This is a genomic window from Streptomyces sp. GbtcB6 (assembly GCF_019091475.1).
Lineage (GTDB): Bacteria > Actinomycetota > Actinomycetes > Streptomycetales > Streptomycetaceae > Streptomyces > Streptomyces hyaluromycini.
This window is the reverse complement of record NZ_JAGXJL010000009.1, coordinates 25,573-47,462: the sequence shown is the minus strand read 5'-3', so window position 1 is coordinate 47,462 and position 21,890 is coordinate 25,573. Positions and strand designations below refer to the sequence as shown.

General features: G+C 71.0%; 23 protein-coding genes. 4 read left to right on the top strand and 19 right to left on the bottom strand.

Annotated elements, in window-relative coordinates:
* Nucleotides 1-22 precede the first annotated feature (22 nt).
* The 5 genes from KVT45_RS17125 to KVT45_RS17105 form a co-directional block, all read right to left on the bottom strand.
* Entirely contained in the window at nucleotides 23-1,075 is a 1,053-nt protein-coding gene (locus KVT45_RS17125; RefSeq protein ID WP_217548355.1) for an Ldh family oxidoreductase, read from the bottom strand.
* Nucleotides 1,076-1,096: 21 nt separating this feature from the next.
* Nucleotides 1,097-2,797, bottom strand: coding sequence for a thiamine pyrophosphate-dependent enzyme (locus tag KVT45_RS17120; RefSeq protein WP_217548353.1), 1,701 nt, complete (start codon nucleotides 2,795-2,797; stop codon nucleotides 1,097-1,099).
* Nucleotides 2,798-2,810: 13 nt separating this feature from the next.
* Nucleotides 2,811-3,671: an amidohydrolase gene (locus tag KVT45_RS17115; RefSeq protein WP_217548352.1), complete on the bottom strand. Its 861-nt coding sequence runs from the start codon at nucleotides 3,669-3,671 to the stop codon at nucleotides 2,811-2,813.
* Nucleotides 3,672-3,811: 140 nt separating this feature from the next.
* On the bottom strand, nucleotides 3,812-5,011 hold the full coding sequence (gene lhgO / locus KVT45_RS17110; protein ID WP_217548350.1) for an L-2-hydroxyglutarate oxidase: 1,200 nt from the start codon (nucleotides 5,009-5,011) through the stop codon (nucleotides 3,812-3,814).
* Nucleotides 5,004-6,464, bottom strand: a complete 1,461-nt coding sequence (locus KVT45_RS17105; protein ID WP_217548348.1) for an aldehyde dehydrogenase — start codon at nucleotides 6,462-6,464, stop codon at nucleotides 5,004-5,006. The genes lhgO and KVT45_RS17105 overlap by 8 nt, the downstream gene beginning before the upstream one ends.
* Before the next feature lie 189 nt (nucleotides 6,465-6,653).
* Between KVT45_RS17105 and KVT45_RS17100 the strand changes: the two genes are divergently transcribed.
* A complete protein-coding gene (locus KVT45_RS17100) occupies nucleotides 6,654-6,941 on the top strand; it encodes a putative quinol monooxygenase (protein ID WP_217548346.1) in 288 nt (95 codons plus the stop codon).
* Nucleotides 6,942-7,112: 171 nt separating this feature from the next.
* On the opposite strand, the gene KVT45_RS17095 is transcribed toward KVT45_RS17100, so the two are convergent.
* From KVT45_RS17095 to KVT45_RS17055, 9 genes are all read right to left on the bottom strand, one after another.
* Nucleotides 7,113-8,117 (bottom strand): methionine synthase II (cobalamin-independent)-like protein, encoded by a 1,005-nt coding sequence (locus KVT45_RS17095; RefSeq protein ID WP_217548344.1) that lies wholly within the window; start codon nucleotides 8,115-8,117, stop codon nucleotides 7,113-7,115.
* Between the two features lie 4 nt (nucleotides 8,118-8,121).
* On the bottom strand, nucleotides 8,122-8,580 hold the full coding sequence (locus KVT45_RS17090; RefSeq protein ID WP_217548342.1) for a heme-binding protein: 459 nt from the start codon (nucleotides 8,578-8,580) through the stop codon (nucleotides 8,122-8,124).
* Nucleotides 8,577-9,362: an alpha/beta fold hydrolase gene (locus tag KVT45_RS17085; protein WP_217548340.1), complete on the bottom strand. Its 786-nt coding sequence runs from the start codon at nucleotides 9,360-9,362 to the stop codon at nucleotides 8,577-8,579. Before KVT45_RS17085 ends, KVT45_RS17090 begins: the two co-directional genes overlap by 4 nt.
* A 25-nt stretch (nucleotides 9,363-9,387) precedes the next feature.
* A complete protein-coding gene (locus KVT45_RS17080) occupies nucleotides 9,388-9,759 on the bottom strand; it encodes a VOC family protein (RefSeq protein WP_217548338.1) in 372 nt (123 codons plus the stop codon).
* Complete coding sequence (locus tag KVT45_RS17075; RefSeq protein WP_217548337.1) at nucleotides 9,756-10,526, bottom strand: fumarylacetoacetate hydrolase family protein; 771 nt, start codon at nucleotides 10,524-10,526, stop codon at nucleotides 9,756-9,758. Before KVT45_RS17075 ends, KVT45_RS17080 begins: the two co-directional genes overlap by 4 nt.
* On the bottom strand, nucleotides 10,523-11,971 hold the full coding sequence (locus tag KVT45_RS17070) for an NAD-dependent succinate-semialdehyde dehydrogenase (RefSeq protein ID WP_217548335.1): 1,449 nt from the start codon (nucleotides 11,969-11,971) through the stop codon (nucleotides 10,523-10,525). The genes KVT45_RS17075 and KVT45_RS17070 overlap by 4 nt, the downstream gene beginning before the upstream one ends.
* Before the next feature lie 20 nt (nucleotides 11,972-11,991).
* Nucleotides 11,992-12,912, bottom strand: a complete 921-nt coding sequence (locus tag KVT45_RS17065) for a VOC family protein (protein ID WP_217548334.1) — start codon at nucleotides 12,910-12,912, stop codon at nucleotides 11,992-11,994.
* 103 nt (nucleotides 12,913-13,015) lie between these two features.
* Nucleotides 13,016-13,927, bottom strand: a complete 912-nt coding sequence (locus KVT45_RS17060; protein ID WP_217548332.1) for a LysR family transcriptional regulator — start codon at nucleotides 13,925-13,927, stop codon at nucleotides 13,016-13,018.
* Between the two features lie 111 nt (nucleotides 13,928-14,038).
* Nucleotides 14,039-14,602, bottom strand: a complete 564-nt coding sequence (locus KVT45_RS17055) for a carboxymuconolactone decarboxylase family protein (RefSeq protein ID WP_217548671.1) — start codon at nucleotides 14,600-14,602, stop codon at nucleotides 14,039-14,041.
* A 216-nt stretch (nucleotides 14,603-14,818) separates the two neighbouring features.
* On the opposite strand from KVT45_RS17055, the gene KVT45_RS17050 reads away from it, so the two are divergent.
* The 3 genes from KVT45_RS17050 (at nucleotide 14,819) to KVT45_RS17040 (ending at nucleotide 16,736) form a co-directional block, all read left to right on the top strand.
* Nucleotides 14,819-15,223 (top strand): cupin domain-containing protein, encoded by a 405-nt coding sequence (locus tag KVT45_RS17050; protein ID WP_217548330.1) that lies wholly within the window; start codon nucleotides 14,819-14,821, stop codon nucleotides 15,221-15,223.
* A gap of 130 nt (nucleotides 15,224-15,353) precedes the next feature.
* A complete protein-coding gene (locus KVT45_RS17045) occupies nucleotides 15,354-15,776 on the top strand; it encodes an SH3 domain-containing protein (RefSeq protein ID WP_217548328.1) in 423 nt (140 codons plus the stop codon).
* 195 nt (nucleotides 15,777-15,971) lie between these two features.
* Nucleotides 15,972-16,736 (top strand): XRE family transcriptional regulator, encoded by a 765-nt coding sequence (locus KVT45_RS17040; protein ID WP_217548327.1) that lies wholly within the window; start codon nucleotides 15,972-15,974, stop codon nucleotides 16,734-16,736.
* A gap of 53 nt (nucleotides 16,737-16,789) precedes the next feature.
* Here KVT45_RS17040 and KVT45_RS17035 read toward each other — a convergent pair whose 3' ends face one another.
* From KVT45_RS17035 to KVT45_RS17015, 5 genes are all read right to left on the bottom strand, one after another.
* Nucleotides 16,790-18,115 (bottom strand): aromatic acid/H+ symport family MFS transporter, encoded by a 1,326-nt coding sequence (locus tag KVT45_RS17035; RefSeq protein ID WP_217548325.1) that lies wholly within the window; start codon nucleotides 18,113-18,115, stop codon nucleotides 16,790-16,792.
* Nucleotides 18,116-18,356: 241 nt separating this feature from the next.
* Entirely contained in the window at nucleotides 18,357-19,307 is a 951-nt protein-coding gene (locus KVT45_RS17030; protein ID WP_217548323.1) for a catechol 2,3-dioxygenase, read from the bottom strand.
* On the bottom strand, nucleotides 19,288-20,406 hold the full coding sequence (locus KVT45_RS17025; RefSeq protein WP_308310746.1) for a 4-oxalomesaconate tautomerase: 1,119 nt from the start codon (nucleotides 20,404-20,406) through the stop codon (nucleotides 19,288-19,290). The genes KVT45_RS17030 and KVT45_RS17025 overlap by 20 nt, the downstream gene beginning before the upstream one ends.
* Complete coding sequence (locus KVT45_RS17020; RefSeq protein ID WP_217548321.1) at nucleotides 20,403-21,098, bottom strand: 4-carboxy-4-hydroxy-2-oxoadipate aldolase/oxaloacetate decarboxylase; 696 nt, start codon at nucleotides 21,096-21,098, stop codon at nucleotides 20,403-20,405. The genes KVT45_RS17025 and KVT45_RS17020 overlap by 4 nt, the downstream gene beginning before the upstream one ends.
* Complete coding sequence (locus tag KVT45_RS17015; RefSeq protein WP_217548319.1) at nucleotides 21,095-21,850, bottom strand: PIG-L deacetylase family protein; 756 nt, start codon at nucleotides 21,848-21,850, stop codon at nucleotides 21,095-21,097. Before KVT45_RS17015 ends, KVT45_RS17020 begins: the two co-directional genes overlap by 4 nt.
* Nucleotides 21,851-21,890 lie beyond the last annotated feature (40 nt).

The following is a 21,890-nucleotide window of genomic DNA, read 5'->3' as shown; positions in this document are numbered from 1 at the left end:
CGCGGCACTTCCAGCGGAGCGCCTAGCCTTCGAGCCGCGGCACAGTGACGCCCAACCGGTCGGCCTGCTCGGAGAGTTCGCGCCATACCTTCGCCGCCACGGGAATGCCCTTCGCCCCCCGCTCCTCCGCCACCGCCGCACTGCGCTCGCCCGGGTAGAACACCCCGTCCGCGCCGTCCGCGACCGGCAGGCCCTTCAGCGTGCCCAGGGTGTCGTCGACGCCCGCGGCGAAAGCCTCCGGGTCGCCGAAGGCGGCCGGGTCCACGGCGATGAGCAGGGCGTTCTGCCGGTGCTTGCGGTCGCCCGCGTGGAAGGACGCGAAGATCGGCGCGCCGACCAGGACGCTGGTCAGGAGCTCGAAGGCGAGGGACATGCCGGAGCCCTTCGCACCGCCCAGGGGCAGGGGCATGACCGCCAGCTCCGGGTCGGTCGTCGGCGTGCCGTCCGCCGTCGCGGCCGCGCCCTCCGGCAGCGGCGTGCCGCTCGCCTTCGCCTGCCGGATCTTGCCGAGGGCGATGGTGGCGGTGGCCATGTCCAGCAGCAGCGGGGCGTGTTCACGGGCCGGTACGGCGATGGCGAGGGGGCTGGTGGCGACCGCCGCGCCCTTGACGCCGGTGTAGCCCATGTTGGGCATGCCGGCCACGAACCCGAGCCCGACCAGGCCCTGTTCGGCGATCCGGGAGACGTAGTAGCCGATGGCGCCGGTGTGCACCGTGCGGCGCACGCCGATCGAGGCGATGCCGGTCTCGCGGGCCCGGCGTACCGCCTCGTCGGCGGCGGCGGTCAGGGCCACCGGGCCGGGGGCGCGGTCGGCGTCGAGGACGGCGGCGGCCGGGGCCGTCGACTCGATCGTCATCTGCGGCTGGGCGTTGGCCACGCCCTTGGCGAGCAGGTCCAGGTAGGCGGGGACGCGTGCGGTGCCGTGCGAGTCGACGCCGCGCTGCGCGGCCCAGACGAACACTTCAGCCGTGGTCCGGGCGTGCTCGGCGCTCAGGCCGCCCTTCTCAAGCAGGGCGGCGGAGAAGGTGCGCAGGTCGTCGGCGGGCACCAGGATCTTGGTGGGGGTGCTGGACATGGTTGCGGTGTGTCTCCTGGGCTAGCGGGTGACTAGGACGTCCACGACGGCGGTCGTGCCCTCGGCCACGGCCTTGAGGGCGCGTTCCAGCGCCGGCGCGAGCGCCTCCGACGTGTCGACGGTCTCGGTGTGCATACCGAACGGCTCGGCGAACGCGGCGAGCCGGGGCAGCCGGTGCAGATCGGTGCCGAGCCACTCACCGGTCTCGGCGGCCGCGCCGTCGGGGTAGAAGCGGCGGTGGTTGAGGTTCATCGACTTGTAGACACGGTTGTTGAACACCACGATCAGCAGCGGCAGTTCGTACGCGTTCGAGGCGTCGTACGAGGGGATCACCGGGTTGTAGGTGAAGGCGCCGTCGCCGATGGTGAGGACCACCGGCCGTTCCTTCGCGGCGAGTTTGACGCCGAGGGCGACCGCGATGCCCTGGCCGAGTCCGCCCTGGACGTAGAAGTAGGAGTCCGGGTCGGCGGTCCGGAGATGGCGCTTCACGACCCGGCTGTGGGTGATGGTCTCGTCGACGACGATCGCGTCCTGCCCGGCGAGCAGCCCGCGCAGGGTGGCGGTGACCAGCACCGGGTCGACGCCCTTGGCCTCGGCCGCCTTCGCCTCCGCCGCCGCGATCGCGGACTGCTCGGCGGTGTGCCGTTCCTCCTGCGCCGCCCTGCGCACCTCGACCGCCCGCTCGTCGAGGTCCTTGGCCCGCTTGGCCAGCTGGCGCAGCGTGTTGGCGACGTTGCCCTCCAAGTAGGTGTCGGCGAACAGCACTTGGTAGACGACGTGCGGGCGTTGCGGGACCTCGTCGATGACGACGATCTTCGCCTTGGAAGGGCGGCGGGAGGGCGGGTAGAAGGGCGCCCGGCAGTTGACCAGGAGGATCAGGTCCGCCTCGTCCATCCAGGGCCCGATGTCGCTGCCGGCGTGCAGCGGGTGGGTGCGCGGGAAGTTCCCGCAGACCGCCGAGTCCGGCTCGACGACCGGGATGTTCCAGGCCTCGGCGAAGGCGACCAGGGCCTCGAAGCCGCCCGCCTCGCGCCCCGCCGTCTCGGTGACGATCACGGGGTTGGCCGCCTCCCGGATCAGCTGGGCGACCGGATCGACCTCCTCCGGCGAACTGTGCGTGGAGCCCGGCGGCACGACGGGCTTGGCCTCGCGGCCGTCCCATTCCTCCAGGAGGATCTCCAGGGGGATGTTCAGGTACGCCGGTCCGGCCGGGGCCCGCCGGGCCAGTTCCGCCGCTCGGGTGATCATGACCGGCAGCGTGTGCACGCTGGCGGCCTCGGTCGACCACTTGGTGAACGGCTGGGCGATGCCGTGCGGGCCGCCCACGATCGACAGGTTGCGGTACCACTGGCCGCCCGGGTCGTGCCCGGGGGCGTCGCCGTACGTCGTCGACTCCGAGGAGGCGACCACCATCGGCACACCGGCCAGCAGCGCGCCGTGCACGGCCATCGCCCCCTGGAGCAGGCCCGGCGCCGCGTGCAGCAGCACGCCCTGCGGGCGGCGCCCGATCAGCCCGTACCCGGTCGCCATGCCCACGGCGACCGTCTCGTGGGTCAGGTCGAGGTACCGGGGGGCGGGCTCGCCGTCGCGGTGGCGGCGGGCCAGTGCCTCCCACACCGGGGCCCATTCGGACCCCGAGGAGCAGAAGACGTAGTCGGCGCCCGCCGCGTTGAAGGCGGAGACGACGGCGTCCCCGCCGTCGGTCCGTGGGTTGTTGGTCATCGCCGGAGTTTCCTCAGCCCTCGATCGGCCAGTTCAGGACCTCGGAGATACCGCGGCCCATGATCCATTCAAGCTCCTCGGCCGTGAAGTCCCAGTGCTTGGTGAACTGCTCGATCGTGTCGGTGTAGGTGATGCCGTGGCCGAGCAGCCGGGTGATGTCGGTGCCGTAGAAGCAGCGCTGCGGGCCCATCTTGTCGACCATCTCGCGCACGTACTTCTGGATGTTGTTGTTCGGGAAGGGCTGCGTGGAGTAGCCCGGCAGCGCCGACACCTTGACGTAGATGTTCGGGTGGACGTGCAGGTCGGCGGTCTCCGAGACCCAGTAGCCGATCGCGTCGTCGACGCAGCGGGCCATGATGCCCATGTGGTCGATGATGATCTTCAGCTCGGGGTGCTTGGCGGCGATCTCGCCCAGCTCACGCTTCCAGATCGGGGCGTGGACCATGGTCGGGATGCGCAGTTCCTCGGCGATCGGCCAGTACCAGTCGTTGGTGCCGTCGATCATCCAGTTGCGGTCCTGCGGCCGGTGGAAGGTCAGCCGGGTGCCCTTCACGTGCGGGTTCTGCGCGAAGTCCTTGAGCATGGCCTTGCCCTCTTCGGGCTTGTTCTGCGGGATGCGGGCCATGATGCCGAACCGGTCCGGGTGGGCCTCGCAGGCCTCCAGGGCGTAGTCGATGCGGTCGCCCTCCCAGGACGGCGGCAGGATCAGCGCCCGGTTCACGCCGGCCTCGTCCATCAGCTCCAGGGCCTCCTCGTAGGAGAAGGGGTCCTCGCGGTGGCCGTTGAGCCGGATCCGCTCCCGGGCGCCGGGCACCCAGGGGCGGTCCGGGGTCTCTTCCTTCCAGATGTGGATCTGCGTGTCGACGACGAACATGTCCGAACTCTTTCTCTCGACGGGGGTGGTGGGGCGGTGTGGAAGGAACGCTAGGCGGCCGGTGCGCTCTTGCGGAGATCCCGGAGCGCAAGCTGTTGTTGCACGGAAGTGCGCTGTTCGCGGGGCATACGGCCGCTGCTTCAGGCGTCGTCGAAGACGGCCGCGGTGATGTTCTCGGCGATGGCCATGGAGGCCGTGGCGGCGGGCGACGGGGCGTTGCGTACGGCAGTGATCCGGCCGACCCGGTGGATGCGGAAGTCGTCGACGAGCGTGCCGTCGCGGTCCAGCGCCTGGGCGCGCACGCCCGCGCCGCCGCGCACCACGTCACGGACGCCGACGCCCGGGACGTACAGCTTGGCGTCCTTCATGAAGGCCTCCATGGAGAAGGAGCCGCGGTACTCCTTGATGCCGGTGCGCCAGTGCTGGGCGGCCATCCGCCAGGCGCCCGGGTAGGCGGCGAGGGCCAGCAGGTCCCGGGGCGAGACCCTGCTGCGCCGGTACCCCTCCTTGGCGAGGGCGAGGACGGCGTTGGGTCCGACCTCCACCGAGCCGTCGACGCGTGGGGTGAAGTGCACGCCGAGGAAGGGGTAGCGCGGGTCGGGCACCGGGTAGACGAGGCCGCGCACGAGATGGGCCCGGTCCGGCTTGAGCAGCATGTACTCGCCACGGAAGGGGATGATCCGGGGCTCCTGCCTGTCCTGGGCGAGCCTGGCCACGGAGTCGGACTGGAGGCCGGCACAGAGGATCAGCCGGTCCACGCGGACGCGGTCCTGGCCGGAGGCGACCTCGATGCCGCCGGGCACGGTGGTGATCGAGGTGACCGGGAAACCGAGGCGCACCTCGCCGCCCGAGTCCACGACGTCCTTGGCGAACGCGCGGGCGATCGCCGGGTAGTCGGTGATCGCGGTGCGCGGGGAGTGCAGGGCCGCGATACCGCCGACGTGCGGTTCGAGTTCCCTGATCTCCGCCCGGGAGATCCTCCGCAGCTCCGGTACGTGGTTGTTCTTCGCCCGCTCGTACAGGTTCTCCATCCGGCCGAGCTCGTCCTCGCGCACCGCCACGACCAGCTTGCCGATCTCGTCGTACGGCAGCCGCCGGTCCTGGCAGTACTCGCGCAGCAGGGACACGCCGCGCACGCACAGGTCGGCCTTGAGGCTGCCGGGCGTGTAGTAGATGCCGGCGTGCACCACACCGGAGTTGTGGCCGGTCTGGTGCCGGGAGACCTCCTGTTCCTTCTCGAACACCACGACCCGGGTGCCGGGGCGGCGCAGGGCGATCTCGCGGGCCGTGGCCAGGCCCACGATGCCGGCGCCGACGACGCCGACCGTCTCATCAGCCATGGGCCCGCTCCGGGGCACCGATGTGGACGGCCACCGTCTTGACGCGTGTGGAGAACCTCAGGACTTCCTCGCCCTGCTCCTTGTAGCCCGTGCCGGAGTCGTGAAAGCCGCCGAACGGCAGATGGACGTCCCAGCCGGTGGTCGTCGTGTTGACCGCGACCTGCCCGCACTCGGCCTCGTCGGCGAAGTGGTACGCCGAGCCGAGGTCGCGGGTGAAGACGGCGGCGGCGAGCCCGAAGCCGGAGTCGTTGACCGCCTCCACGGCCGCGGTGAAGTCGTCGACCGCGCGGACGGCGAGGACGGGCCCGAAGACCTCCTCCCGCCAGACGGCCATGTCCGGGGTGACACCGGCGAGGACGGTGGGTTCCACGTAACAGCCGTGCGGCCGCTCGGCGTCCGCCCCGCCCCCCGTGAGCACGGTCGCGCCCTGCGCCACCGCCCTGCCCAGGTCGGCGAGGACGCTGTCGCGCTGCTTCGGGCTCGACAGCGGGCACAGGGTGGTGGCGGGGTCGGTGCCCGGGCCGACGGTCAGCGCCCGCACCTCCGCCACCAGCAGCGTGACGAACTCGTCGTACACCGGCTGTTCGACGATCACCCGGCTGGTGGCCGTGCAGCGCTGCCCGGCCTGGCCGAAGGAGGCGGCCACGACGGCCTTCGCGGTGGCCGGCAGATCGGCGTCGCGCAGCACCACCGACGCGTTCTTGCCGCCGAGTTCGCCCTGGAAGCGGACGTTGCGGTCGGCGAGGCGGCGCCGGATGCGGTTGCCCACGGCGTTGGAGCCGGTGAAGGTGATGCCGACGATCCGGGGGTCGTCGAGGAGGGCTTCCTCGATCTCGGCGGTCCGGCCGGTGACGACGTTGAGGACGCCGGCGGGCAGGCCCGCGTCGTGCAGGGCGCGGGCGAAGTGGAGCCCTGCCAGGGGTGTCTCGGTGGCCGGCTTGAAGACGGCCGCGTTGCCGGTGGCCAGCAGCGGGGCGAGCTTGCGGGCCGGGGTGATCAGCGGGTCGTTCCAGGGGCTGATCACCAGGATCACGCCGATCGGCTCGCGCTGGGTGTGCGTACGGTGGTCCGGGCGTACGTCGTGCAGGAGGGTGCCGTAGCCCTGGCGGGCGAGGCCCGCGTAGTACTCCAGGAAGTCGGCGGCCTTCAGGGTCTCGCCGGTCGCCTCGGCCAGGGTCTTGCCGTTCTCGGCGGTGACGTCGGCGGCGATCTCCCCGGCCCGCTCCCGGATCAGCCGGGCCGCCTCGGTGAAGACCCGGGCCCGTTCGAAGGGGCTGGTGCGCTTCCAGACGGCGAAGCCGCGCTCGGCGTGGTCGTAGGCCCGGGTGACGTCCTTCGCGGACAGGGCCGGGACACGGGCAAAGGGGGCGCGGACGTCGGCGGGGTCGTGGACGTCGATCCATTCGCCGGTCCTCACCCACTCCCCGCCGGAGAGGGTTTCCAGAGTGCGCATGGAGATCACTTCCTTTGTCGTCCGCGGTGCCGGCCGTGCGGGCCGTTTGCGACAACACACCATGTGGGAGGGGGTTCACCAGCCCCGCGGGGGCAGGCATTGATTGCGCTGTGCGGGGGCCGTCGGGCGCATGATCCATGCTGGAATCGGGCGGGCCGGACAAGTCCCGAGGAGAAGAGGAGAAAACGGATGGCGTACACAGTCGTCGCCCACTATCGCTGCGCACCCGCCGACGAGGCGGCGGTGCGCGCCGCGCTGCTGAAGGCGCGGGAGGCCACGCGGACGGAGCCCGCGAACCTGATGTACGAGGTGCACGTCGTGGAGGGCGAGCCGGGTGGGTTTCTGCTGTACGAGCGGTATGTCGACCGGGAGGGGTTCGAGGCGCACAAGGCGGCCGAGCACTTCAAGGAGGTCGTTGTGGGGGTGGTGTGGCCGTTGCTGACCGAGCGAACGGTGACTTTCGCCGAGGTGCTTTAGCGTCTGCCGGGCTGGTGTGAGTGAAGAGAGCGCGCGTGGACTGTGGTTGCTCGCGCAGTTCCCCGCGCCCCTCAAAGAAAGGGGCGCTGCACGAGCGCCCCTTCAGGGGCGCGGGGAACTGCGCGACCGGCCACGACGGCGCCGCAGACGGCAGATCGCGGCACTTCCCGCTCAGAACTCGTTGCCCCAGCAGTAACGGGCGACGGTCTCGACCAATACGAGCTTGCGGCGCTGGTCCTCCGCGGTCAGCAGGGGCCGCGATGCCACGTCCGCGAAGCCCCGTGACGGGGATACGGCGCCGTCCTCCAGGTCCTTGAACTCACCTGCTGTGTCTATACGGGACATCACCGTGTCGATGTCCTCCAGCTCCGGCACCGTCGCGTCGACCACGCCCAGGCAGAAGTCGCGGTCGTCGGGCAGGGCCTTGACGAGGTCGAGTTCGGCCTGTGTGCCCTGGTCGAACGGGAGGATCCAGCGGTCGGCGGCGATGCCGGCGTACAGCTGCTCGGCGCGGGCCCGGTCCAGCTCGGCCGGGGCCGACCAGCCGGGGGCGACGCCGATGCGGACGCTCTCCGGGCACTCGTCCAGCCGTACCGCCAGGGCGTCGACGGCCAGCGCGTCCGCGAAGGACAGTGCGCCGGGGTCGGCCGGGTCGGTGCTCAACTGGGCCAGCAGGAGCGGGTTGTCGAGCTGGATCAGGCGGACGCCCCTCGACACCAGCAGCTCGATCTCGGCCCGGACGATCTCCGCGAGGGCCTCGCCCAGCTCCCGGGCCGAGGAGACGCCGAGGCCCGGCTGGAAGGTGGTGGCCGCCAGATACGCCGGGGAGGGCAGCGTGGCCTTCGGGGCGATCACCGTCAGTTCGGCGAGCTTGGCGGACCAGTCGGCGAGCAGCGGGCCGTTGGCCTTGGGCAGTGCCTCGGCGACCCAGCGGACCAGGCCGTCCGGGCCCACCTCGTCGGTTCGGCGGAAGCCCGACACGCCGTCGAGGACCGCGCTGCGGAAGTCCTCGCGGGGGAAGTCGCCGTCGGTGACGACGGTGGAGCGCAGCTTGCGCTGGTAGGCGACGGCCTCCCGGACCGCCGTGTCGACGGCCTCCGGGTCGGCGGTGGACAGGCCTGCCGGGCGGACCAGGCTGCCGTGGTGGTCGATGCGGTAGTTGAACGTGTCCGCCATGGTGTCAGTCCTTTCCGCCGGCGACGCCCCAGGCCGCGAACTCCAGCTCGTAGCCGAGGGCCTTCAGGACCTCCTCGGCGATCTGCTGGTCCTCGTCCGCGGTGCCGCCGGCGATGCCGAGCCCGCCGATGATCTCGCCGTCCTTCTTGATGGTGAGGCTGCCCTCGGTGGCCATGATCGGCAGGGCGGCTCCGGGGAGCTGGGAGAGCTGGGAGAAGAAGACCGGCTGGGACTCCTGCCATTTCTTCAGCATCTTGCCGGGGCGCTGCATGATCGCCGCGGTGTAGGCCTTGGCGCGGGCGATGTCGGGGGTGAGCGGGCGGGCGCCGTCGGGGCGGCGGATGGCGATCGGGAAGCCGCCGGCGTCCACGACGGCGACGCTCACCGCCTTGCCGATCTCCTGGGCGCGCTGGTGGGCGGCGCCGATGATCTCCTCGGCGGCGGCCAGGGTGAGGCTGGTCATGCTGCTTCCTTCGGTGCGGTGAGGGTGCGGCGGAGCCGGGCGACGGCGGTGTTGTACTGCTCGGGCGCCTCCCAGTACATGGAGTGCGGGGCGTTCGGAACGATCTCCAGGTGGGAGCCGGGCAGCAGTTCGTGGGCGCGGGTGACGGTCTTCACGCTGAGGACCGCGTCCTTCTCCCCCGCGAGGAACGCGACCCGCACGCCGGAGGCCCTGATCTCGTCCAGGGTCGGGCCGTCGGTGTCGAGGTTGCGCAGGTCCTGCATCCTGGCCACGTTGAACGTGCCCATCTGCTGGAAGAGGAAGGTGAGGTCGGCCCGCTCCTGCTGGAAGGACTTGGTGAGCAGCCGGTCGATGACGGGCAGTTTCACGGCCTCCGCGCGGTCGGCGGCGGCCAGCTCCTTCAGTTCGGGGTGGCTGATGCCGCCGAGGGAATGGCCGAGGACGACCGAGGAGACCCGCTCGGGGCGCAGCAGCGCGGCGCGCAGGGCGGCGACGGAGCCGATGGACTGGCCGACCAGCATGGCGTCGGTGATGTCCGCCTGGTCGAGGACGGCGACCACGTCACCGGGGAAGTCCTGACCGTCGAACTCGGCCATGGACGAGTCGGACTTGCCGAAGCCGCGCAGGTCCACGGTGACGACCGTGAACTCCTCGCGCAGTGCCGCCACTTGCTGCCACCAGGCGGCGTGGTGTCCGCCGCTGCCGTGCACGAACAGGATCGCCGGGCCGCTGCCGTGGCGCTCGTAGTAGATGGAGGTGCCGTCGGAGTCGGCGATGGGCATGGGGTGAACTCCCGTACTGATGCGCTTAGTTGGGGCGGCGGCTGTGGTAGACGAGCTCGATCATGGTGTGGTCGGGGTCGTGGATGTAGCAGAACTTGGACTGGTTCTCGGGGCGTTCGATCGGCCGGGTGTGGCGGATGCCCAGTTCCTTGAGATGGGCGAGGAAGTCGTCCCAGTCGTCGACCTCGACGGCGAAGTGGTAGGGCGCCATGCGCTCCATCTCTTCGACAGGGGTGAAGTGCAGGTCGAAATTGCCCCGGGTCATCAGCACCACGCGGGTGTTGGACTTGGGCATGATGCGCTTCATCCCGAAGACCTTGGTGTACCAGGCCGCGGTGCGATCGGGGTCGGTGGTGGGGAAGTTGACGTGGTGGATGTAGCGGGGTTCCGCGGTCATGAGTGGTTGCCTTCCAGGTGTACGGGGTTGGACAGCACGCCGATGCCGCTGATCTCGACCTCGACGGTGTCGCCGGGCTCGATCTGGCAGGTGGACTCGGCGCCCATCCACAGCACGTCACCGGGGTGCAGGGTGATGTGCCTGGTGATCTCGACGATGAAGTCGAAGGGATCGAAGACCATGTCCCCGGTCGGGAACGTGGCGCGCACCTCGTCGTTGACGCTCAGGGTGGTCGTCTGGGCGAGCGCGTCGACCTCGGTCTCGATCCACGGCCCCATCGGCTTGAACGTGTCGCTGTTCTTGCTGCGCCAGAACGTGCGGTCCTGGTGCTGCCAGGTGCGGGCGCTGACGTCGTTGCCGATGGTCCAGCCGAACACCGCCTTACGGGCCTCGTCGAGGTCGGCGTACCGGAGCGTGCGGCCGATGACGGCGACCAGTTCCGGCTCGGCCTCGAACCGTCCGGTCACCTCGGCCGGTCTGACGATCGGTGAACGGTGGCCGGTGAGCGCGTTGTTGGCCCGGTAGCCGACCTCGGGACGCTCGGGGGTCGCGGCGCCGGCGTGCTCGATGTGCCGGGGGTAGTTGTAGCCGACGGCGTAGAACACGCCCGGGACGACGGGCGGCAGCCAGACCGCCCCGGCGACGGGGATCGTGCCGAGGACGTCGGGTTCGCCCTCCAGCGGCGACCCGGAGAGCAGTTCGACGCGTGTCTCCCGCACCCGGCCCCAGACCGCCCGGCCCTCCACCGCAACTCGCGCGTACCTCATGGCGTCAGCAGGTGGGAGACGCGCTTGGTGACCAGGTAGGCGTCCAGCGCCTCCGGCCCGCCCTCCCGGCCGTACCCGCTGTCCTTGACCCCGCCGGAGGGCGCCTCGTGCACCGAGCCGCCGCAGTGGTTGAGGGAGAGGATGCCGGCCTCCAGTCCGTCCGAGAGCTTCTCGGCGGTGGCGGCCGACCTGGTGAAGCCGTAGGCGGCGAGGCCGTACGGCAGCGAGTTGGCGGTGGCCAGCGCGTCGTCGAGGTCGGTGAAGGGCACGATCGGCGCGAGCGGCCCGAACGGCTCCTCCGACAGCAGGTCCGCGTCCGCCGGTACGTCGGTGAGGACGGTCGGCGCGAAGAAGTAGCCGGGGCGGTCGAGCCGTTCGCCGCCGGTGCGGACGGTGGCTCCCTTGCGCACCGCGTCCGCCGTCAGCCGCTCGGTCGACCGCAGCCGGCGCTCGTTCGCAAGGGGGCCCATGGTGGTGCCCTGGGTCAGTCCGTCGCCGACGACGACCGACTCGGCGGCCTTCACGAACTCGGCGGTGAAGTCCTCGACCAGGGACTCGTGGACCAGGAAGCGGCTGGGTGAGGTGCACACCTGGCCGGCGTTGAAGAACTTGGCCTGGGCGGCGCGGCGGGCGGCCTGTCCGGGGTCGGCGTCGGCGCAGACGATGACCGGGGCGTGGCCGCCGAGCTCCATCAGGGACGGCTTCATCACCTTGCCGGTCTCGGCGGCGAGGAGCTTGCCGACGGGCACCGAGCCGGTGAAGGCGATCATGCGGGTGACCGGGGAGGCGATGAGGCGGGCGGAGACCTCGGCGGGTTCGCCGAAGACGAGGTTGAGCACTCCGGCGGGCAGGCCCGCGTCCGCGTAGCACTCCACCAGGGCGGCGGCCGTCGCCGGGGTCTCCTCGGAGGCCTTGATGATGATCGAGCAGCCGGCCGAGAGGGCCGAGGAGATCTTCCGGTTGGGTCCGCCGACCGGGAAGTTCCAGGGGACGAAGGCGGCGACGGGACCGATGGGTTCGCGGCGGACGGTGAGGACCGTGCCGGGCGCGGACGGGATGATTCGGCCGTACGCGCGGCGGGCGTCCTCGGTGTGCCAGCGCAGGGTGTCGGCGGTGCGCCTGGCCTCGCCCGTCGACTCGGCGAGGGTCTTGCCCTGCTCCAGGGTCATCACGCGGCCGATCCCGGCGGCGCGTTCGGCGATCAGGTCGGCGGCGCGGTCCAGAATGGCGCTGCGCTTCGCGATCGAGGTCGCGCGCCACACCCTGAATCCGTGCTCGGCGGCTTCGAGCGCGCGGTCCAGGTCGGCGGGGGTGGCGAGGGGGACCTCGCCGATCGTCTCCTCGGTGGCGGGGTTGACGACGGGGGCGGTCCGTCCGGAGCCGCCCTGGCACCACTCGCCCGCTATGTACATGCGGACGGCGGGATAGCCGTGGTCGGTGGTCATGAAGGGGTGCCCTCTCAGGGTCAGGACGCGGTGGGGGCTTCCTGGTCGCGGTTGGTGCGCAGGGCCCAGATGTGGTGCGGCGGGGTCGTCTCGTGGACCCGGGTGCCGTACTTCTCGTCGGCCCGGTCCATGTCGGCGGCGTACTCGACGCGACCGCCGCACGGGGCGTGCAGGAAGCGGAAGACGTTGGAGCCGATGGTGTGCCGACCGAGCCTGCGGGCCTCCCGCCAGCCGTGCTCGATCATGTGGTTGCCGCCCTCGATCACGTCGTCGAAGCCGGGCACCTCGTAGGCGATGTGGTTGACGCCCGCCTTGTCGGGGCGGTGGCACAGCAGCATGGTGTGCTGGTCGTCGTCGCCGGGGGCCTGCATGAAGACGCCCATCGGCTCGACCACGTCGGTCGGGCGGAACCCGAGCCGGTCGACGTAGAAGCCGACGGCCGCCTCGCGGCCCTCCTTGGGGATGTTCAGGGCGACATGGCACATGCGCAGCGGGCGGACCCGGGTGATCGGCTCCAGGGCGGTGTTCCAGCGGGTGACGCTGCCGAGGGTGTTGGCCGGGCGGGGGGTGACCGGGGCCGGTGCGGGGCGGGCCAGGGTCAGGCCGACGCCGAAACCGGTCTCGTCGACGGTGTGGTGGACGCCGTCGGCGCTCTCCCGGACCTCGCGGTCCCGGCCCGCCTCCGCGACGAGCCGCTCCAGCTCCTGCGGTGTGTCGACGCCCCAGACGACCTCGCGCAGCGTCGGCCCGTCCTCGACGGGGGCCGGCAGCGACGGCGACGGCAGGGAGTCGAGGTGGAGGGTCTGGCCGGTCCGGGTCTCGAACACCGCGTGCTCGTCGGTCCGTTCCACCATCGACAGCCCGAAGTCGTCGAAGAACCGGACACATACGCCGAGGTCGTCGATGCCGTAGGTGACCGATTCGATTCTCTGGATTCCCATGGATTCCTCGTTTCCGGGTCGCCTCGCGAGCGTAGATTTCGGCTCGCGAGGGGCTCAATGGCCTGAGCTCTACGGAATGCGCAAGCGTTTCTTGCGGCCCCGGTTACGACCGGATCGCGGGAATCGGGTTCTGCGCGAACCAACCGGCGAGGAAGTCCAGGAAGACGCTGATCTTGCGCGGGGTGTCCTGTCCGGGGCCGTAGATCGCGTACAGCGGGCGGTCGGGTACGGCGAGGTCGGCCAGCAGCACCTGGAGGGCGCCGGAGACGAGGTCGTCGTAGACCGGGCGCTGGGGCAGCAGGGCGATGCCGCGGCCGTGCACCGCCGCCTTCTGGAGGGCGATGTAGGAGTTGGACGAGAACGCGATGTTGCGGATCTTGTGCAGGGTGCTGGTGTGCCCGTGGCCGATCCGCCAGACCGGGTCATTGAGGTGGACCAGGCAGTCGTGGGCCGCGAGGTCGTTCGGGTGGTCGAGCGTCCCGCACCGTTCGATGTACTCCGCGGAGGCGCACAGCACGAACGGCAGTGAGGCGATCTTCTTCAGCCGGACGCTGGAGTCCCTGAGGTCCCGGGTGTGGAAGGCGACGTCGAATCCGCTGTCCAGGAAATCGTAGGTACGGTCCGACATCCCGCCGAGTTCGAACCGGACCTGGATTTTCGGATGCGTCGCCGAGAACGCGGCAATGGCGTCCCCGAGGTCGAGGCTGCCTATCCACTTGGGACAGATGACGCTGAGGGTGCCCTCGGGCCGGTCGTGGAGCTGGGCGATACCGGCGTCCTCGGCCTCGATCTCGTCGAGGATGCGGGCGGCGAACTCGGCGTACCGCAGGCCCGGCTCGGTGAGGCTCACGGAACGGGCGGTGCGGTTGACCAGGCGTACGCCGATCTGCCGCTCCAGCTCCGCCACGTGCCGGGACACCAGGGAGCCGGACGAACCCAGTTTCTTGGCGGCCCCGCTGAAACTGCCGACCTGGGCGACGGTCACGAAGCTGTGCATGAGGAGCAAGCGATCCATTTTTCCTCCGAACGCGCGTGCGGCTCGCCCGCGCTGGTCACCCACACAAATCGAATGTCGGCAATCCTGTCAACGTCTCCCCGCTTAAAAGATCGGCCGCGTTTCTCATGGTCAGGCGCTGGACCGGGCTCCGTCCGGGGCGATCCGGCCATAGCCGCGGATGTCCGGGAACGGCGGCTCCCGGTCGGCCTGGAGGTCCACCTGGAAGGTGTTGAGGCACATGCCGAGCATGGTGAAGTTGCCGAGCGCGCCGATCGTGTCGACCAGTCCCTTGGGGCCGAAGTGCGCCAGGGCGCGGGCGAAGGTCTCGTCGGTGACGAAGTGCTCCTCCAGGACCTCCCGGCAGAACTGGTAGAACGCCTGGTCGGCCTCGTCCTCGAAGACCGCCTCGCGCTTCTCGGCGATGGCCTCTACGGCCGCTTCCGGGATGCCGGCCTCGACGGCCTGGTGGACGTGGGCGTTCCAGGAGTACTGGGCGTCCCAGTTGCGGGCGGCCATCAGCAGGGTGAGTTCGCGCAGGTGCTTGGGGAGGCTGCAGTCGAAGCGGGCGAAGGCGCCGAGGGACTCCGCGCGTTCGCACATCTCCGGGCTGTGCAGCCAGACCCGGAACGGGCCGCGGACGGCGCCGCGGCGGCCCGCGATCCGGGCGGCCAGCTCCTGCTGGCGCGGGTCCATGTCGTCTTCGCTGAGAACGGGGAGCCTCATGGGGCCGGTACCTGCCTTTTCTCTCCGGCGGCCGTGGATTGCCTGGTGACGCTACAGCCGCTTGGCGGGCGCTCACACCTCCCGGAGCGCAAGGTAAAACTGCACGCCAGGGGGCACCCGTTCGCGCGCCCGCGGCCTACCGTCGGTCCGCGTGTCAGGTACGCCGTACTGGAGAGGAACCCCCGGATGACCACGATCATCAAGGCCGCGTCCGTGCCCCTGCTGGACCGGGGCGGGGCGGTGCTGTCGACACCGCTGATCACCACGCCGTCGGCGGGCGGGGAGAACCTCATCACCAGCGGGATGAGCGTCTACCCGGTGGGTTCCGGGGCGCCGTTGCACTCGCACAACTGCGACGAGCACGTCACCGTCCTGGAGGGCGAGGCGGAGGTGTGGGTGGACGGCGAGGTGACCCGCCTTGAGCGGTTCGACACCACGTACGTCCCGTCCCCCGTCCCCCACCTGTTCCGCAACGTCGGCGACACCCCGCTGCGGATCCTGTGGGTGTACTCGTCGGGGTATGTCACGCGGACCTTCACGGCCACCGGGAAGACGGTGGAGCACCTGTCGACCGAGGACCAGATGGGCTGAGGCCCGCGTGCCATGGGACGTCCCAGCCGTTCCAGGGCACGCGGGGACGACATGGTGAGGGTCCGGCACGGAAACGCTCCGACTCGTGATCACGCTTCGTGGTCACGAGCACGACAGCACGGAGGTTTCCATGTCCCGTCGGATCCTGAAGAACGGCCTGCTGGCCACGGTCGCGGTGTTCGCGTTCCTGCCCACGGCCGGGGCCGCCACCGCGAGCGCCGCCACCCCGGTCCCCGCGCCACAGGGAATCGTGCAGTTCTACAACTACACCACCCTGCCCGCGCCGGCGGGCCACCGTCTCCACCACCGCCACTACACGTACCGGACCGTCGGCCGGGTGACCACGCACCACGTCCGGCTCAACGTGCGCTCCGGCCCGAGCACCCGCTACCGCGTGGTGAGCCACCGCCGCCACAACCACCTCGTCCCGCTGACCTGCAAGACGTACGGCGGCTCGGTGCGCGGCAACCACACCTGGTACCGGCTCCCGCACCACAAGGGGTACGTCTCCGCCCACTACGTCCGGGTCGGCCACGCCGTCCCGTGGTGCTGACGGGCTCGCACCGCCGTACTCCCTGACCCCAGAGGCCTGTTCGGGAACCCCGCGTTCCCGAACAGGCCTTCGACATGCACCCCTCGATTCACCGACTTCACACCTGTTCGCCGATTGCGGGCCCGGTCCCGATGGGAAGCCATTCCGACAACAGGGGCGAAACGCCCATAGCGTAATGAAGTCGAGGCAAGCGACATGCCGCACTCCGAAGGAGCGAGAACCCCCCCACCGGACGAGTCGCCGGCGGCGAGGCTGCGCGAACTGAAGGAGCGTACGGGACTGAGCCTCGCGGCGCTGGCCGCCCGCACCCCCTACAGCAAGTCCGCCTGGCACCGCTATCTCTCCGGCGACAAACGGCCTCCACGCCCGGCCGTGGAGGCCCTGGCCCGGCTCGCGGGCGCCGACCCCGCGGCCGTGCTGGCGCTGTGCGAGGTCCCCGAGGAACCGCCGGTCACCGAGGTGGTCCAGGAGCGGCGGCCGGCGAGGCGATGGTGGCGGCTGCCGCTCAGCGCGCTCGCACTGCTCGCCGTGGCCGGGGTGACCGCGGCCGCCGTGACCGTCTCGGACCGGCGGGGTGCGCAGGGCACCCAGCCGGTGTCGGGGGCGCCGCGCTGTCATGGCCGGTCCTGCCAGGGCGAGTTGCCGGTCGCCTCGGACTGCGCGCGGGACGCGCAGACCAAGAGCACCGTCACCGACCCCGCCTACGACGTCCGGCTGCGCTGGTCCCCCGCCTGCGGCACCGCCTGGTCCGAGGTACGGCTGCACACCCCGCGCGCCCGGGAGGTGTCGGTCCGGGCCGGGCAGGACGTGCTCTCCGCGAGCTATCCCGCCGAGGACTCCGTCGGCTACACCAGCCCGATGCTCGCGGTGCCGGCCCCCCGGGGCGTGGAGGCGTGTGCCGAGGTGGCGGGACGGCTGGCCTGCACCGGGCTGGAGGCGGAGCCGGCCGGCGAGCAGTAGGAAGGCGCCGCGCCCGTGGAAGGAGCGCGGCGCCGGACCGGTCCGGGGGGCGGTCAGTGGGCGGCGACCAGCTTCTCCTGGTCGCTGCTGGCCTGCGGCTGCCTGGCCGAGCGCAGGGCGGCGATACCGATGAACACCATCGAGGAGACACCGGCCAGGGCGAAGGCGGTGAAGCCCCAGTCGCCGTTGCCCGCGGCGAGCAGCTGGCCGCCGAGCCAGGGACCGAAGACGGCGCCGAAGCGGCCCATGCCGGAGGTCCAGCCGACGGCGGTGGCGCGGTTGTCCGGGGTGGAGCGGATGGAGACGGTCGCGTAGATCATCGTCTGGGCGCTGTTGAGGAAGACGCCGGTGAGGAAGACGACCACGGTGGTCACGCCCATCGGCATGTGGGCACTGAGCAGGTAGACGCCGGCGGCGGTGAGGGCGAACCAGATCGCCGCGATGCGCGGGGCGCCGAACCGGTCGGCGGCCCGCCCGGCGGCCAGCATGCCCACGATGCCGCCGAGGTTGAAGACGACCACGAAGGTCAGGGCGTTGGCGAGCTCGTAGCCCTCGGTGCGCATCAGGGTGGGTAGCCAGGTGGCGACGCCGTAGACCAGCAGCAGGCCGCCGAAGGAGGCCAGCCAGTAGAGCAGGGTCTGCAGCCACTCGCCGCCGCGGAACAGGCCGAGCAGCGCGTCCCAGCGGTCGGCGGCGGTCTTCTTGGCGGCGACGGCGGGCAGTTCGACCTCGTAGCGGTCGGCCAGGGCGGCGGCCTCCTCGGTGCGGCCCTTGGCGACCAGGAAGCTCAGCGACTCGGGCAGGAACTTCAGCAGGACGGGGACGAAGAGCAGCGGGAGCACGCAGACCCAGAAGGCGGAGCGCCAGCCGTACGGGTCGACCAGCCACTTGGCGACGTAGGCGGAGAGGATGCCGCCCGCGTGGTGGGCGGTCATCAGCACGCCGATGGTGATCGCGGTCCGGCCGCCCTTGGCATAGTCGGAGACCATGCTGATCGCGGTCGGCAGCAGCCCGCCGAGGCCGACGCCGGCCAGGGTGCGGCCGAGGCCGAAGACCGCGAGGCTGCCGGAGATCGCGCAGATGCCGGAGGCGAGCGAGAACAGCGTGACGCAGGCGATCATCAGCTGCTTTCGGCCGATCCGGTCCGCGATCGTGCCCGCGGTCAGGGCGCCCACCAGCATGCCGAACGTGGCGTAGGAGCCGAGGTCGCCGGCCTTGTCCGGGGTGATGCCGAAGGTCTTGGTCTCCAGCAGGTGGGGCAGCACCGAGCCGTAGATGAACATGTCGAGGCCGTCGAAGAGCACGGCCAGCCAGCACAGGCCGACAACCAGCTGAGCCAGTTTGCTGCCGCGAGCGGACAGGGCGGTTGAGGAGGACATCTTTGTTTTCCTCTCGTCCAGGATGCGTTCCCTGGAGGGGAAGCGGTAGAGGGGGGGTCGACGCGGCTCGTGCAGCTGACCCGTGGTGCGTAGACGCTAAGGATTGGCGACCAAAAACGTCAACACTTTTGTCAACAATCACAGCAACAATCCGGCCACCATGGCAAAGCCGGCCACCGTGGCAAAGGGGGTGGGCAACGCGCCGTGACGCGTCGCCCACCCCCCAGAGGCCGAAACCGGATCAGCCGATCGGCGGCGTCCCGTGCGTGTGGAAGGACTCGATCGTCTTGAGCCCCCACGCCTGCCCCTTGGCCCGCTCGGCCTCGGTCCAGGTCACCAGCGGCCAGTCGGGCGCCAGCACCAGGCGGGTGAGCGGGTTGCACAGCTCGATGCGGTTGCCGCCCGGCTCGTAGACGTACAGGAAGAACGTCTGCTGGATGGCGTGCTTGTGCGGGCCGGTCTCTATGAACACGCCGGTGTCGATGGCGAGATCGGCCGCGCGCAGGATGTCCTCACGGGTGTCGGTGGCGAAGGCGATGTGGTGCAGCCGCCCGGTCGAGCCGGTCCAGTCGGAGGTGTAGACGACGTCGTACGACTTCTGGGTGAAGGTCAGCCAGCGGGCCGCGATCGTCCCGTTGTCGAGGCGGACCTGCTCGGTCGGCCTGGCCCCCAGCACGTGTTCCTGGAACTCGGAGTTGGCGAGCACGTCGGCGGCCAGGAAGTTGACGTGGTCCAGGCGGCGCACGCCGACGCCCCGGTTGGGCTTGGCCTGCGGCTGGTTCTTCAGCGCGGGCCGGAGCTCCTCGGGGGCCCGGTAGTGCTCGCTCTCCCAGTAGAGGGCGTGCTCGTGGCCGTCCGGGTCGGTGGTGACGTAGAGCTTGCCGAGGCCGGGCTCGTCCTCCACCCAGTGGCCGGTGCCGCCCGCCTCCTCGACCGCCTTGATACGGCGATGCAGGGCCTCCTCGCCGGAGGTGCGCAGGGCGAGCCGGCCGAGGCCCGGCCGGTCGCGGGCGGTGAGGACCAGGCTGTGGTGCTCGTAGTCGTCGTACGTGCGCAGATAGACGGTGTCGCCGTCCTGGCCGTTGACGGTCAGTCCGAGGTAGTCGGTGAAGAAGGCGACGCTGGCGTCCAGGTCCGGGGTGAACAGCTGGGCGTGGCCGATATGGGCGATGTCACCGAGCGGCGGAGCCATCGTTGCCTCCTTGAGGTCGTGCGGGAAGGACGGCGGCGCGTGGGAAGACGGTGCCGTCGAAGATCTTGCGGGCGGTGCGGACGACCGCGGTGTGGCGGGCGGCCGGCGGGGAGCCGTCGGATCCCGGGTCGACGCTGGTGTCGATCTCCAGGAATCCGGTGGGGTGTTCGATCCGGATCCGGTCGCCGTGGTCCGGGAGCCGGGCGATCCTCTCCCCCACCCCGCCGGGCAGTCTGAGCCCCGCGGCCACGCTCGCGGCGCCGAGGACACCGATCGAGGTGTGGCAGCGGACGGGGATGAAGGTCCGGGTGGTGACCGCGCCGCCGTCGCGGGGCGGGGCGAGCAGGCTGAGCTTGGGCACGGTGGCGGTCTCGACATCCCCGAGGCCCATCAGCTTGCCCGCCGCCAGCCGGATCTCATGCAGCCGGTCGGCGAGGGCCAGGTCCTCCTCCAGGTCCTTGGGCGCCTCGTACCCGGTGACGCCGAGGGCGCTCGCCGCGATGAGCACGGTCGGCATGCCGTTGTCGACGCAGGTCACCGCGATCCCGGCGACGGTGTCGCGGACACTGCCGGTGGGCAGCAGCGGGCTCGCGCCGGCCGGGAACTCGATCACCACCGGGGCGGCCGTGCCGGGCACGCCCGAGATCTCGGCGTCCCCGGTGTAGTCGACGCGCCCGCCCGGGGTCGGGAAGGTGGCGACGGCCCGCTCCCCCGTGTTGAGCATCCGGATCCGTACGGAGGTCTCGCCGTCACCGGGGGCCACGAGCCCCCGCTCCACGGCGAACGGGCCGACCCCGGCCAGGATGTTCCCGCAGTTCTGACGATCGATCACTTCCGGTCGCTCGACGGCGACCTGGAGGAAGAGGTAGTCGACGTCCGCCTCCGGGTCGTCCGACACCGAGACGACCGCCACCTTGCTGGTGAGGGGGTGCGCCCCGCCCAGGCCGTCGATCTGTCGCGGGTCGGGGCTGCCCATCACCCGCAGCAGCAGATCGTCGCGGGCGGCGGGATCTGCGGGCAGGTCCTCGGCCAGGAAGTAGGCGCCCTTGGAGGTGCCGCCGCGCATCAGCATGCAACGCACCTCCGCGGGCCCGGTCACTGGGTGTACTCCTCGTAGGACCTGTACTCGACGCCGAGGCGCTGAAGGGTCTCCCGCAGCCCGTAGCGGTCGAGGCCCAACTGGCCGTCGACGAACGCGGCCCGGGTCGCGGCCTCCTTGGCCTCGCGGGCCTCGGACCTCTCGACCGTCTCGCGGGCACGCTCGCGAGGTACGACCACGACCCCGTCGTCGTCGGCGAGGATCACGTCACCCGGGTTGATCACCTGCCCGTCGACGGCGATCGGCACGTTGACCGAGCCGCCGGTGGCCTTGACCGTGCCCTGCGAGGAGACCGCCCGGGACCAGGCGGCGAAGCCCATGTCCCGCAGCTCCTGGGTGTCGCGGATACCGGTGTTGAGGACCACCCCGCGCACCCCGCGCTGCTTCAGCGCGGTCGCGAACAGCTCCCCGAACAGCCCGTCCGTGCAGGGCGAGGTGGTGGTCACGACCAGGATGTCGCCCTCTCCGCACTGCTCGACGGCCGCGTGGATCATGAGGTTGTCGCCGGGCCAGCTGAGCACGGTGACGGCCGTGCCCGCGACCCGTACGCCCTGCTGGACGGGCCGGATCCCCGGACCCAGCAGGCCGGTCCGGCCCATCGCCTCGCTCACGGTGGCGACACCGAAGCCGGCGAGGGCGTCCACGTCCTTCAGCTCCGCCTTCGGCGGGTTGGTGACGATCACGCCGCTCATGCCAGCTCCTTCGCGATCTGCGGGAACGGCCGCATGAACGCCTCGGCCATGGTGTTGTGCGCCAGGCCCAGGTTGGGGCCGGCGTTGCGCTTGAGCTGCACGCCCCGCCGGACGGCGAGATCGGTGTAGTAGGCCCACAGGTGCTGCTGGGCGCCGAGGCACTCCATCGCCTTGCGCTTGGTGTCCCAGACCTCGGTGATGTCGAGCAGGACCTCGGGCCTGAAGCCGCTCATCTCGGGCTGGTGCGGCTCGAAGTAGAAGACCGGCGGGGCGCCGATGATGTCGCCCGCGCCCGGGTACCCGATGGCCTGGGCGAGGATCCGGGCCTCCAGAGCCATCCGGTTGGCGGCCGGGTGGTCGCCGTTGTACGGGTCCTCGACGGGGTGGGTGAGCACGACGTCGGGCTGGGTCTCGCGGTAGACGGCGACCAGCTGGTCGGTCAGCTCGGCGGTGGCGACCAGCGGGTAGTCGCCCGCGTCGAAGAAACGGACCTCGGCGCCGAGCGCGGCGGCGGCCTTCTCCGCCTCCTCCCGGCGTATCGCCTTGATCTCCTCCAGGTTCCTGCCCTCGCGCCACGCCTTGGCGGACTCGCCGCGCTCGCCGAAGGTCAGACACGCGATGGTGACCTTCTCGCCCCGGGACGCGGCCAGGGCGATGGCTCCACCCGCCCGCCACACGAAGTCCCCGGCGTGCGCGGTGACGACCAGGGTGGATCGCGGTGGGGTTTCGGCGGGCGCGTTGGCGTGCGTCATTGAAAAACTCTCCTTGGTGGACAGGTGTGCGCCCACCCAG

Coding starts and splice junctions, on each gene's coding strand:
- KVT45_RS17125 (WP_217548355.1), bottom strand. CDS start 1,075: ATGTCCAGCACCCCCACCAAGATCCTGGTGCCCGCCGACGACCTGCGC.
- KVT45_RS17120 (WP_217548353.1), bottom strand. CDS start 2,797: ATGACCAACAACCCACGGACCGACGGCGGGGACGCCGTCGTCTCCGCC.
- KVT45_RS17115 (WP_217548352.1), bottom strand. CDS start 3,671: ATGTTCGTCGTCGACACGCAGATCCACATCTGGAAGGAAGAGACCCCG.
- lhgO (WP_217548350.1), bottom strand. CDS start 5,011: ATGGCTGATGAGACGGTCGGCGTCGTCGGCGCCGGCATCGTGGGCCTG.
- KVT45_RS17105 (WP_217548348.1), bottom strand. CDS start 6,464: ATGCGCACTCTGGAAACCCTCTCCGGCGGGGAGTGGGTGAGGACCGGC.
- KVT45_RS17100 (WP_217548346.1), top strand. CDS start 6,654: ATGGCGTACACAGTCGTCGCCCACTATCGCTGCGCACCCGCCGACGAG.
- KVT45_RS17095 (WP_217548344.1), bottom strand. CDS start 8,117: ATGGCGGACACGTTCAACTACCGCATCGACCACCACGGCAGCCTGGTC.
- KVT45_RS17090 (WP_217548342.1), bottom strand. CDS start 8,580: ATGACCAGCCTCACCCTGGCCGCCGCCGAGGAGATCATCGGCGCCGCC.
- KVT45_RS17085 (WP_217548340.1), bottom strand. CDS start 9,362: ATGCCCATCGCCGACTCCGACGGCACCTCCATCTACTACGAGCGCCAC.
- KVT45_RS17080 (WP_217548338.1), bottom strand. CDS start 9,759: ATGACCGCGGAACCCCGCTACATCCACCACGTCAACTTCCCCACCACC.
- KVT45_RS17075 (WP_217548337.1), bottom strand. CDS start 10,526: ATGAGGTACGCGCGAGTTGCGGTGGAGGGCCGGGCGGTCTGGGGCCGG.
- KVT45_RS17070 (WP_217548335.1), bottom strand. CDS start 11,971: ATGACCACCGACCACGGCTATCCCGCCGTCCGCATGTACATAGCGGGC.
- KVT45_RS17065 (WP_217548334.1), bottom strand. CDS start 12,912: ATGGGAATCCAGAGAATCGAATCGGTCACCTACGGCATCGACGACCTC.
- KVT45_RS17060 (WP_217548332.1), bottom strand. CDS start 13,927: ATGGATCGCTTGCTCCTCATGCACAGCTTCGTGACCGTCGCCCAGGTC.
- KVT45_RS17055 (WP_217548671.1), bottom strand. CDS start 14,602: ATGGACCCGCGCCAGCAGGAGCTGGCCGCCCGGATCGCGGGCCGCCGC.
- KVT45_RS17050 (WP_217548330.1), top strand. CDS start 14,819: ATGACCACGATCATCAAGGCCGCGTCCGTGCCCCTGCTGGACCGGGGC.
- KVT45_RS17045 (WP_217548328.1), top strand. CDS start 15,354: ATGTCCCGTCGGATCCTGAAGAACGGCCTGCTGGCCACGGTCGCGGTG.
- KVT45_RS17040 (WP_217548327.1), top strand. CDS start 15,972: ATGCCGCACTCCGAAGGAGCGAGAACCCCCCCACCGGACGAGTCGCCG.
- KVT45_RS17035 (WP_217548325.1), bottom strand. CDS start 18,115: ATGTCCTCCTCAACCGCCCTGTCCGCTCGCGGCAGCAAACTGGCTCAG.
- KVT45_RS17030 (WP_217548323.1), bottom strand. CDS start 19,307: ATGGCTCCGCCGCTCGGTGACATCGCCCATATCGGCCACGCCCAGCTG.
- KVT45_RS17020 (WP_217548321.1), bottom strand. CDS start 21,098: ATGAGCGGCGTGATCGTCACCAACCCGCCGAAGGCGGAGCTGAAGGAC.
- KVT45_RS17015 (WP_217548319.1), bottom strand. CDS start 21,850: ATGACGCACGCCAACGCGCCCGCCGAAACCCCACCGCGATCCACCCTG.